Annotated in this window: 8 protein-coding genes and 1 rRNA gene; 5 read left to right on the plus strand and 4 right to left on the minus strand. The window is 65.3% G+C overall.

Annotation, left to right across the window (positions count from 1 at the left end; genetic code table 11):
* Nucleotides 1–105: 105 nt before the first annotated feature.
* Both pheS and pheT read left to right on the plus strand, forming a co-directional pair.
* On the plus strand, nucleotides 106–1,611 hold the full coding sequence (gene pheS, locus BLS11_RS15115) for a phenylalanine--tRNA ligase subunit alpha (protein WP_092538566.1): 1,506 nt from the start codon (nucleotides 106–108) through the stop codon (nucleotides 1,609–1,611).
* On the plus strand, nucleotides 1,611–3,350 hold the full coding sequence (gene pheT / locus BLS11_RS15120; protein ID WP_092538567.1) for a phenylalanine--tRNA ligase subunit beta: 1,740 nt from the start codon (nucleotides 1,611–1,613) through the stop codon (nucleotides 3,348–3,350). Before pheS ends, pheT begins: the two co-directional genes overlap by 1 nt.
* A 46-nt stretch (nucleotides 3,351–3,396) precedes the next feature.
* Here pheT and BLS11_RS15125 read toward each other — a convergent pair whose 3' ends face one another.
* Complete coding sequence (locus BLS11_RS15125; protein WP_092538568.1) at nucleotides 3,397–3,843, minus strand: SPW repeat protein; 447 nt, start codon at nucleotides 3,841–3,843, stop codon at nucleotides 3,397–3,399.
* Nucleotides 3,844–4,137: 294 nt separating this feature from the next.
* Here BLS11_RS15125 and BLS11_RS15130 point away from each other — a divergent pair, with 294 nt between their 5' ends.
* Complete coding sequence (locus BLS11_RS15130) at nucleotides 4,138–6,741, plus strand: valine--tRNA ligase (protein ID WP_092538569.1); 2,604 nt, start codon at nucleotides 4,138–4,140, stop codon at nucleotides 6,739–6,741.
* 25 nt (nucleotides 6,742–6,766) lie between these two features.
* Here BLS11_RS15130 and BLS11_RS15135 read toward each other — a convergent pair whose 3' ends face one another.
* The 3 genes from BLS11_RS15135 to BLS11_RS15145 all read right to left on the minus strand — a co-directional run bounded on the left by BLS11_RS15135 (nucleotide 6,767) and on the right by BLS11_RS15145 (nucleotide 8,860).
* The gene (locus BLS11_RS15135) at nucleotides 6,767–7,435 is read right to left on the minus strand and encodes a DUF6517 family protein (protein WP_092538570.1); all 669 of its coding nucleotides are present in this window, start codon (nucleotides 7,433–7,435) and stop codon (nucleotides 6,767–6,769) included.
* A gap of 94 nt (nucleotides 7,436–7,529) precedes the next feature.
* On the minus strand, nucleotides 7,530–8,591 hold the full coding sequence (locus BLS11_RS15140) for a quinone-dependent dihydroorotate dehydrogenase (protein ID WP_092538571.1): 1,062 nt from the start codon (nucleotides 8,589–8,591) through the stop codon (nucleotides 7,530–7,532).
* A gap of 71 nt (nucleotides 8,592–8,662) precedes the next feature.
* Nucleotides 8,663–8,860: a hypothetical protein gene (locus BLS11_RS15145; protein WP_006055708.1), complete on the minus strand. Its 198-nt coding sequence runs from the start codon at nucleotides 8,858–8,860 to the stop codon at nucleotides 8,663–8,665.
* Between the two features lie 228 nt (nucleotides 8,861–9,088).
* Between BLS11_RS15145 and BLS11_RS15150 the strand changes: the two genes are divergently transcribed.
* Together BLS11_RS15150 and BLS11_RS15155 are read left to right on the plus strand one after the other, a co-directional pair.
* Entirely contained in the window at nucleotides 9,089–9,403 is a 315-nt protein-coding gene (locus BLS11_RS15150; RefSeq protein WP_092538572.1) for a non-histone chromosomal MC1 family protein, read from the plus strand.
* Between the two features lie 776 nt (nucleotides 9,404–10,179).
* Nucleotides 10,180–10,332 (plus strand): 16S ribosomal RNA (locus BLS11_RS15155); the annotation flags it as partial.

The raw sequence follows: 10,332 nt of genomic DNA on the forward strand, positions 1-10,332 counted from the left end.
CGAACCGGTCCGGGGCGGGCCGCGCGTCGGCCCGCCGTCTTCGGAACTGCTAATGACCGCCGCTCGGTAGACGCGGCAACGACCGACGCGAACGCAGGACGTGACATGAAACTTCCCGAATCACAGGTCGCGGTGTTGAACGCCGCGAGCGCGACGGACGAACAGACCATCGACCGACTCGCCGAGGAAACGGGCCTGAAACCGGAGACGGTGACGCAAGCGGCCTTCGAACTCCGCGACGAGGGCTACCTCGAAGTCGAGGAGACGGAGGACGTAGAGTTCGAACTCACCGAGGAGGGCCGCGACTACGTGGAGTCGGGCCTGCCGGAGGTGCGCCTCTATCGGGCCGCAATCGAGGCGGGCGCGGACGAGGACCCGGTACAGATGGGCCGCGTCATCGGCTCTTCGGGCCTCGAAGGCCCCGAGGTGGACATCGCCCTCGCGAACTTCGGCCGGAAGGGCTACGGCGAGATAGAGAGCGGCGAACTGTCCGCCGACTCCGACGCCGACGCCGCCGAGGACCCGGAAGCGCTGGCACTCGCGGCGTTGGCGCAGGACGACGCCGTCGAGGACGAGGACGTCCTCGACCAACTGGTCTCCCGCAACCTCGTGAACCGCCGCGAGGAGACGGTTCGCTCCGTCCTCCTCTCCGAGGAGGGCGTGACGCTCCTCATGGAGGGCGTCGAGGCGGCGGAGACCGTAGACCGCCTGACGCCGGAGATGCTCACCTCCGGCGAGTGGGAGGACGTGGAGTTCACCGAGTACAACGTCGAAGCCGACGCGCCCGAGGTGCGCGGCGGCAAGACGCACATCCTCCGACAGACCGCAGACCGGGTGAAGGACGTGCTCACCGGGATGGGGTTCAAGGAGATGGAGGGGCCGCACGCCGACGCGGACTTCTGGATCAACGACTGCCTGTTCATGCCGCAGGACCACCCGGCGCGGACCCACTGGGACCGATTCGCCCTCGACGTGCCGCCGATTCGGGACCTGCCCGAGGACCTCGTGGACCGCGTGGAGGACGCCCACAGGAACGGCGTCGGCCCGGACGGCGACGGCTACCACTCGCCGTGGTCCGAGGACTTCGCGCGCGCCGTCGCCCTGCGCGGACACACCACCTCGCTGTCGATGCGCTACCTCTCGGGGCACGAAGTCGGCGAACTCGACTCACCCCAGCGGTACTTCTCCATCGAGAAGGCGTACCGAAACGACACCTTGGACCCGACGCACCTGCTCGAATTCTACCAGATAGAGGGGTGGGTGATGGCCGAGGACCTCTCGGTGCGCGATCTGATGGGCACCTTCGAGGAGTTTTACAGCCAGTTCGGCATCACCGACCTCCAGTTCAAACCCCACTACAACCCCTACACGGAACCGTCGTTCGAGTTGTTCGGACGGCACCCCGAGACGGACGAACTCATCGAAATCGGCAACTCCGGCATGTTCCGCGAGGAGGTGCTGGAACCCCTCGGCGTCGACTGCGACGTGATGGCGTGGGGACTCGCCTTGGAACGACTGCTCATGCTCATGTACGGCTTCGACGACATCCGCGACGTGCACGGAACGATGAGTGACCTCGAACTGCTCCGCGAGATGGAGGTGCTCCGATAATGCCCGTCGTGGACGTTCATCCCGACGAACTCCGGCAACTGACGGGCCACGAGGACAAGTCCGACGAGGAGTTCGTAGACGACCTGTTCGCCCTCGGACTGGAGTTCGAGGGAGAGACAGAAGACGGCGCGTTCCAGTTGGAGTTCGGCCCCGACAGGCTCGATAGGCTCTCCGTGGAGGGCGTCGCCCGGTCGCTCCGCTACCAGTACGGCGACGACAGGGGCGTCTACGTCCCGAACACGAACAACCCCGACTACACGTTCGTCGTCGACGAGGACGTGCCGGACGAACGCCCGTACGTCACGGGCGCGATAATCCGCGGGGTCGATTTGGACGAGGACGCCCTCGATTCGCTCATCCAGTTACAGGAGAAACTCCACGCGACGATGGGCCGACAGCGCGCGAAGGGCGCCATCGGCATCCACGACCTGACGATGATAAAGGGCGAGGTGCTGAGCGAGGAGGGCGGCGGCAACTCCATCACCTACACCGGCATCGACCCCGACGGCGACACGTTCGTCCCCCTCGACAGCGACGCCGAACTGTCGCCCGCCGAGGTGCTGGAGGAACACGCCACCGGACGCGAGTACGCCGACCTGGTGTCGGAGTACGACCGCTACCCCGCCATCTACGACGAACTCGGCCTCTTCTCGTTCCCGCCGGTCATCAACGGCCGCCGGACGGAGGTTTCGACCGACTCGCGGGAACTGCTCGTGGAACTCACCGGCACCGACCAGTGGACCATAGACCGGATGTGCAACATCATCTGCTACGCCCTCAGCGCTCGGGGCGCGACCATCGAGGAGGTGGAAGTCGAGTACCCCGACGGGACGCTCCTCCGTCCGGACTTCGAGGTGGAGACGAAGCGCGTCTCCCACGACCGAATCGAGACGATGCTCGGCGTCGAGTTCGAGAAGCGAGAGGTCGCGGACCTGTTCGAGCGGTCGGGTCTGGGCGTCGAACTCGCCGACGACGAGTCGGGCGGGGACGGCGCGGGCGAGGACGGAACCGTCTACGAGGTGTCGATTCCGCCGTACCGCGTGGACGTGCTCCACCCCCTCGATTTGGTGGACGACGTGGGCCGCGCCTACGGGTTCAACGAACTCGAACCGCGGTACCCCGACGTGGGCACCGTCGGCGAACGCCACGAGCGTTCCCGCCTCGAAGACGCCACCCGCAACACCTTGGTCGGCCTCGGCTTCGAGGACCTGCTGAACTTCCACATGACGAACGAGGACGCCCTCACGACGCGGATGAACGTCGAGGAGGGCGACGAGGTGTTGGGCGGCGGCGAACCCGCGCGCATCACGGAACCGTACAGCGAGGACTACACCGTCCTCCGGACGTGGGCGCTCCCCTCCCTGATGATGGTCCTCGAAAACAACACCCACCGCGCGTACCCGCAGGACCTCGCCGAAATCGGCTTCGTGGCCGAACGCGACGACGACGTGAACACGCGGGTGCGAGAACGGCGGCACGTCGCGGCCGTCCTCGCGCGCCACGACGCGACGTACGAGGACGCGAAAGCGCGCCTGCAGTCGCTCTGTAGCGACTTCGGCGTCGAACTGGAGACGCCCGCCACCTCGCATCCGTCGTTCATCGACGGCCGCGCCGCCTCCGTCGTAATCGACGGCGAGGACGTGGGCGTCGTCGGGGAGATTCACCCGACGGTCCTCGTCGAACACGACCTAGAACTGCCCGTCGCCGCGTTCGAGTTCGACCTGAACGCGTTAGCCTGAAAAGCGAGCGACGGTTCCGCGGGCGGTTCGGCTCTTCGTTACGGGGTTACGCGGTCGCGCGCCTGTCCGAGTCCGACGTCGTCTCGCGCGCCTCGTACGCGCTGTAGGCACCTGAGGCCGCCACGAGGAGTCCGACGACGACGTCGTTCCAGAAGCCGAGTTCGGGCGCGACCCCCGTCGGAACGGTCCGGCCGTACACGAACGGAGACGCTATCAGCCAGAGTCCGACGAGTGCCGCGGCGGCGGCGACTGCGGCGTACCCCACCTTCTCGTCGGCCCGGCGGTAGAAGTTGAACCCGCCGAGGGCGACGAGGACGACGCCGACGACGACGTCGTTCAGGAGGTTCGACTGGACGACGTCGAACACGAACGGTTCGACTATCATCCAGACGCCCGCGAGGGCGATGAGCGCTGACGTCCACTTGCCCCGTTCGCCGGGGTTCGTGTCGTACTCCGTTCGGTCCGTCCGTTCGGAGACGTCGCGTTCGCTCATCGTATCACCCGCGCGTCACTTGTCCGTCGAGAGCCATGATTCGCGCGCTTGAGTTCGCAGGGTTCAAACGGCGATAACTCGCCCGTGTTCGGAGAATTCTCACTCGGATACTTGCATTTACGCGTCGATATTCGGGCTCGGCGTCGGCGGCGCTCGCCTCGACGCCGCATCGGGGCGGGGAGTCCGCGGTGCGAATCCTCGTCGGACCGACACTCGCGTTTTCCGAGGCGACGACCATCCTGCCCCGATAATCGAGTCGTTTAACAGGGCTCCCGGCGGTAGATTCGACCGATAATGCCGAGCGGAGAATACGACCCGGAGGCCGTCGAGGCGAAGTGGCAGGATAGGTGGGTCGACGAGGACACGTACGCGTACCGCGGCGAGTCGGTAGACCCGAACACCGCCTTCTCCATCGACTCGCCGCCGCCGACGGTGTCCGGGAGCCTGCACTGGGGCCACGTCTACGGCTTCACCCTGCAGGACTTCGTCGCGCGGTTCAACCGCATGCGCGGGAACGACGTGTTCTTCCCGTTCGGATACGACGACAACGGCATCGCCTCGGAGCGTCTCACCGAGGACGAACTCGACGTTCGACACCAAGACTACGAGCGTCGGGAGTTCCAGGAGATGTGCCGGGAGGTTTGCCAGGAGTACGAGGCCGAGTTCACGGAGAAGATGCAGAACCTCGGCATCTCCATCGACTGGGACGAGACGTACCAGACCATCTCGCCCGAAGTCCAGCGCATCTCGCAACTCTCGTTCATCGACCTCTACGACCAAGGCCGGGAGTACCGCCAGCGCGCGCCCGCCATCTGGTGTCCCGAGTGCGAGACGGCCATCTCGCAGGTCGAAACCGAGGACGACGAACGGGACAGCCACTTCCACGACATCGAGTTCGGCGTGAAAGGCTCCGAGGAGTCGTTCGTCATCTCCACGACGCGCCCGGAACTGCTCCCCGCCTGCGTCGCCGTCTTCGTCCACCCCGACGACGACGAGAACCAGTACCTCGTCGACGAGACGGCCGAGATTCCGCTGTTCGGGCAGGAAGTGCCCGTCATCGCCGACGAACGGGTGGACATGGAGACGGGGTCCGGCATCGTCATGTGCTGTACCTTCGGCGACCAGACGGACATCGAGTGGTACCAAGCCCACGACTTGGACCTCCGCATCGCCATCGACGAGTCCGGCACGCTGACCGAGGTTGCCGGCGAGTACGAGGGCCTCTCCTCGGACGAGGCCCGCGAGGCCATCGTCGAGGACTTAGACGAGGCGGGTGCGCTTCTGGACCGGTGGGCCATCAGCCACACGGTGAACGTCCACGAACGCTGCGGGACGGCCGTCGAGTTCCTCGTCAAAGACCAGTGGTACATCGAACTGCTCGATAAGACCGACGAGTACCTCGAAGCCGGCCGGCAGATGGACTGGTACCCCGAGAAGATGTTCACGCGGTACAAAAACTGGATCGAGGGGCTCCAGTGGGACTGGTCCATCTCCCGACAGCGCTCTTCGGGCATCCCGTTCCCCGTCTGGTACTGCGGCGACTGCGAACACGTCGTCGTCGCCGACCGCGAGGACCTGCCGGTCGACCCCCTCTCCGACGACCCGCCGGTCGATACGTGTCCGGAGTGCGGCCACGACGAGTTCGTCCCCGAGGACGACGTGTTCGACACGTGGGCCACCTCCTCGCTCACCCCCCTCATCAACGCCGGGTGGGACTGGAACGGCGAGGAGATGGAGATAGAACGGGAGGAACTGTATCCGTTCGACGTCCGCCCGCAGGGTCACGACATCATCTCCTTTTGGCTGTTCCACACCGTCGTCAAGTGCTACGAGCACACCGGCGAGGTGCCGTTCGACAGCGTGATGATAAACGGGATGGTGCTCGACGAGAACCGCGAGAAGATGTCGAAATCGAAGGGGAACATCGTCGCCCCCGACGAAGTCGTCTCGAAGTACCCCGTCGACGCCGCGCGCTACTGGGCCGCCGGGAGCGCAGTCGGCGACGACCTGCCGTACTCCGAGAAGGGTCTCCGCGCCGGCGAGAAACTCCTGCGGAAGCTGTGGAACGCCTCCAAGTTGGTCGAGAGCCTCACCGACGAGGCCCCCGAGGAGTTCGACCACGGCGACCTGCGGGAGATAGACCGCTGGATGCTCGCCTCCCTCGACAGGGAAATCGAGTTCGTCACCGAGAAGCTGGAGAACCGGGAGTTCTCGAAGGCCCGCGACCGGGTCCGGAGCTTCTTCTGGCACACGTTCTGCGACGACTACCTCGAAATCGCGAAACAGCGAGTCCGCGACGGCGGCGACGCCTCCGCGGCGTACACGCTCCGGACGGCGCACCGCCGATTCGTGAAGCTGTTCGCGCCCATCCTCGCGCACGCCGCCGAGGAACTGTGGCGCGACATGTACGACGCCGAGTCGAGCGTCCACCGCGCCTCGTGGCCCGAACCGCTCGGACTCGACGCCGACGTGGCGGCGGGCGAGACGGCGATGGACGTCGTCGGCGCGCTTCGGAAGTACAAGAGCGACAACCAACTGTCGATGAACGCCGGCCTCGACACCGTGGAGGTGTACGGCGACGTCGCCGGCTTCGAGGAGGACATCCGCCGCGTGATGCACGTCGAGACGCTGGAGGCGTTCGACGACCGGCCGGACATCGAGTCCGTCGTCACGGGCGTGGACCTCGATTACTCGCTGGTCGGCCCCGAGTTCGGCAGTCAGGTCTCCGATATCGAGTCGGCCATCGCGGAGGGCGACTACGAAGTCGAGGACGGAACGCTCCGCGCCGCGGGCGTCGAACTCGACGACGAGATGTTCGAGGTCAACGAGGAACGGCGCTACTCCGGCGAGGGCGAGATGGTCGAGGCGGGAGAGACGCCCGTCGTCGTCCGTAACTGAGGCGCACCGTCCCCTCTCCCCGTAATCAGTGTTCGATTCCGGCGATAAGCGACCGAACGTTCTCCGCTTCGCCGTCTAGTCGTTGCGGATACGAACCGAGTCCGACGACGAAGTCGTCGCCGTGTTCGAACCGGGTGACGTGCAGGTAGACGTCGACGTTCTGGCCCTGTACCGTTACCGCCCCCTCGTACTTCTCGACGGTCACGTCGGTATCGAGCGTTCGCACCGTCGCGCTTTCGACTTTACCGTCCACGGAGAGGCCCTCGTAGCGCGACAGGAACCGTTCGAGGAGTTGCTGCGTGGACAGTTCGTCGATGGGGTTGAACGTCCGGTCGGCTATCTCTATCTTCGGCGTGGTGAAGAGGGCGAACAGGGCCACCTTCTGACTGCCGAGGGGACCGAGGTCGACCGCCTTCTCGTAGAGGGTGAGGTGGTTCGTGACCTCGACTTCGCGCGTCTGTCCCGCGACGGTGAACTCCCGCGACACCGAGGGCGAGCGTTTCTCCGCCCGTTCGTACCCCGTCTCCGAAAGCGTCTCGTCGCCGACGCTCGCGTGGTCGGCCTCGAACGCGAGCGGTTGGCTTCCCGTGGCGAACCCGAGGCAACCGCTGGTCGCCGCGAGTCCGGCCGCTACTCCGCCGAGGACCGTTCGTCGCGTGATGCCTCGCGTGGTCGGTAGTCGTTGACGGCTCATCTTCTGGGTGAGCGGAAGCGTCCGGAGCGTATCAACCGTGCAGATAGCGGACGCTAATCCGCTCGATTCAATCCGAATTAACGGGGAAAAGCCGCTACAGGTCCGCGCCGACGGCCTCGTCTATCGAGTCGAAGCCGTCCCGTTCGAGGCGTTCGAGCAAGCCCTCGTTGATGTCGCGCGCGAGGGTCGGCCCCTCGAAGACGAGGCCGGTGTACAACTGTACGAGGCTGGCTCCGGAGCGAATCTTCGCGTACGCGCCCTCGGCGTCGGAGACGCCGCCGACGCCGACGACGGGCACGTCGGTCCGTTCGGCGATGAACCGGACGAGCTCCGTCGCCCGCGACTCGATGGGCTCGCCCGAGAGGCCGCCCCGTTCGGCCCTGTTGGGGTTGCGGAGTCCCTCGGGGCGGTCCGTCGTCGTGTTCGTGGCGATGACGCCGTCTAAGTCGAGTTCGTCGACGACTTCGAGGGCGTCCTCGACGGCGGGGGCAGGGAGGTCCGGGGAGAGCTTCACCAACAGGGGCGACGCGCCCGCATCGACGAGGGCTCCGAGGATCGCTTCCATCGAATCGCGGTTCTGGAGGGTGCGCATCCCCTCGCTGTTGGGACAGGAGACGTTGACGGCGAAGTAGTCCGCGCCGTCGGCGACCCGTTCGTAGGTGTAGCGGTAGTCCTCGGGGGCCTCCTCGGCGGGCGTCGACTCCGAGAGCGCGATGTTGACGCCGACGGGCACGTCGGGCGTCGGCCCCGAGGAGAGGCGTTCGCCGACTCGGTCGGCACCCTCGTTGTTGAGGCCCATGCGGTTGATGATGGCCCCGTCCTCCGGGAGGCGGAACATCCGAGGGCGCGGGTTTCCGGGCTGTCTCTCGGCGGTGACGCCGCCGACTTCGACGTGGCCGAAGCCGAGAGCCGAGAGGGCGGACGGCACCTCGGCGTTCTTGTCGAACCCCGCGGCGACGCCCACCGGACTGTCGAAGGAGAGGCCGAAGGCGTCCGTCGCGAGTCTCTCGTCCTCGACGCGGAAGCGTCGGCGGAGTGCGTCCTCGACGGGCGTGTGCTGTACCGTTCGAAGCGCGCCGTGGACCGCGCCGTGCGCCGTCTCCGGCGGAAGCGAGAAAAGGACGGGTTTGAGTGCGGCGTACGCGCCCCGAATCATCGGTACCCACCCGCGTCGGTCGCTCGGGTTCGCGTTCGGGACGGTTGCGTCGGCGTCCGAGTCATCCGCAGTCAGAAGTCGTGCTCAACTTCGTCAGGGTCGGCTTTTTGGATGATTATCTTGCCGTCTCGGACGCGAACGAACACCTCGTCACCGATCTCCATGCCCGCGACGGCGAGTTCGTCCTCGTGAAGGTTCACGTGGACGTTGTGGTACTCACCGTTCTCGTCTTTCGCGCCACTCGGGCTGAGCTTCTTTTTCCGAACCATCGGGGGTGTCTAGTCGAAGGTTCGCCGTAGGATATACATAAGTGTTGTCTACGCGCTTTCAGGCCGGACGACCGAACGGGAGACGGCGCGGGGAGGCGCCGACCTCGAACGAACTTCGACCAGCCCCCTCCCCCGGGGTGGGGTTATAACTACCCCGCCGCCGGACGCTTATTTTGCCGATATATTTAAGCCGGACCATGTGTTCGGTTGCCATGGAGGAGTAAAACCATGGTACGCGAGGACGGTAAGCGGAATTTCGTGATGCGCGAGGAGGACGGTACAGAGTCGAGCGTGTTCTCCGGCAGCATGCCCCGCCAGGCCGCACTCAAGGCTGCGCGACGACTCGAACCACACGGCTCCGAGGAGGAGGCGAAGTCCAACGCGACGGAGATTCGCCTCCGCGAGAAGGGAACCGACAAAGTCCACATCTTCGACGCGTGGGCGTGGTCCGACGAAGCCCCGGACGACAAACCCGGGTGGATGGAGGGCGACATCACGAAAGGTAACGTCTCCAAGCAGGGGATCAAGCACCTCGAAGAGTAGTCCCGACCGGGCGTTCTGACCGACTGATTTTCTTTGCGTACGTGAGCGTGTACGTTCCGGTAGTCGCGTCGCTCCGATACGGCTATCAGTCTGCCGCCGCCACCTCGACACGCGCGGCCAACACCCGGTCAGACCGTACGCGAGACGCGTGGGATGACCGACCGGCCTCCTACCGCGCGACATTTCGACGCCGCCAGCGGCGGCGCTCGCGTTCGTCGTGAATCCGGACCACCACTTATGGACTGTCGAGATATGAAACCGCATGACGAGGAGCGTTCAGTTCGACGACCTTTTATGTACCCGGGGCATTCGTAGAAATACGCAGAGGCGGCCCGGGACGCCCCGGGCGGCCACTTTCCGAACGCCCACCACGACCGGCCCCGTCTCGGGTCGCGTGGGTGCTAACCGCACTCACGGCCGCACCCGAGACGACGGCCTTAAGTGGTCCAAGGCATTTCGGAATAATGCGAACGACACACCGCGATCGCGGGCGGTTCAACCCCGTCCGCAATCGGACTTCGCCACCTCCCGACTTCGGTCGGGAACCGAGGACGAACCGAGGCCCTTAAGGCCTTCACCGTCCTACACTGAAGTCCGAAAGACATGAGGATTCCACCCCTGCGGTCCGCCGTACAGATGGAATCTGATGTTAGCCTTGGTAGTTCGGTGACACCCGATCGGTGTCGTCGAATGCCACAACGGACCAAGCAATACTGGTGATTCCGCTCTCTCTGAGAGCGAAATCCCGCCACCCCCTGGCCCTCTGGGCCAGGAACATTCCGGTTGATCCTGCCGGAGGTCATTGCTATCGGAGTCCGATTTAGCCATGCTAGTCGTGCGAGTTCAGACTCGCGGCAAATAGCTCAGTAACACGTGGTCAAGCTACCCTGCAGAGAAGGATATCCTCGGGAAACTGAGGCCAATACTTC

Origin of the sequence: Halopelagius longus (assembly GCF_900100875.1) — an archaeon.
In the GTDB taxonomy this organism is placed as follows: domain Archaea; phylum Halobacteriota; class Halobacteria; order Halobacteriales; family Haloferacaceae; genus Halopelagius; species Halopelagius longus.

Excerpts from the sequence above, each read along its gene's own strand:
- pheS (WP_092538566.1), top strand. The coding sequence starts at position 106 with ATGAAACTTCCCGAATCACAGGTCGCGGTGTTGAACGCCGCGAGCGCG.
- pheT (WP_092538567.1), top strand. The coding sequence starts at position 1,611 with ATGCCCGTCGTGGACGTTCATCCCGACGAACTCCGGCAACTGACGGGC.
- BLS11_RS15125 (WP_092538568.1), bottom strand. The coding sequence starts at position 3,843 with ATGAGCGAACGCGACGTCTCCGAACGGACGGACCGAACGGAGTACGAC.
- BLS11_RS15130 (WP_092538569.1), top strand. The coding sequence starts at position 4,138 with ATGCCGAGCGGAGAATACGACCCGGAGGCCGTCGAGGCGAAGTGGCAG.
- BLS11_RS15135 (WP_092538570.1), bottom strand. The coding sequence starts at position 7,435 with ATGAGCCGTCAACGACTACCGACCACGCGAGGCATCACGCGACGAACG.
- BLS11_RS15140 (WP_092538571.1), bottom strand. The coding sequence starts at position 8,591 with ATGATTCGGGGCGCGTACGCCGCACTCAAACCCGTCCTTTTCTCGCTT.
- BLS11_RS15145 (WP_006055708.1), bottom strand. The coding sequence starts at position 8,860 with ATGGTTCGGAAAAAGAAGCTCAGCCCGAGTGGCGCGAAAGACGAGAAC.
- BLS11_RS15150 (WP_092538572.1), top strand. The coding sequence starts at position 9,089 with ATGGTACGCGAGGACGGTAAGCGGAATTTCGTGATGCGCGAGGAGGAC.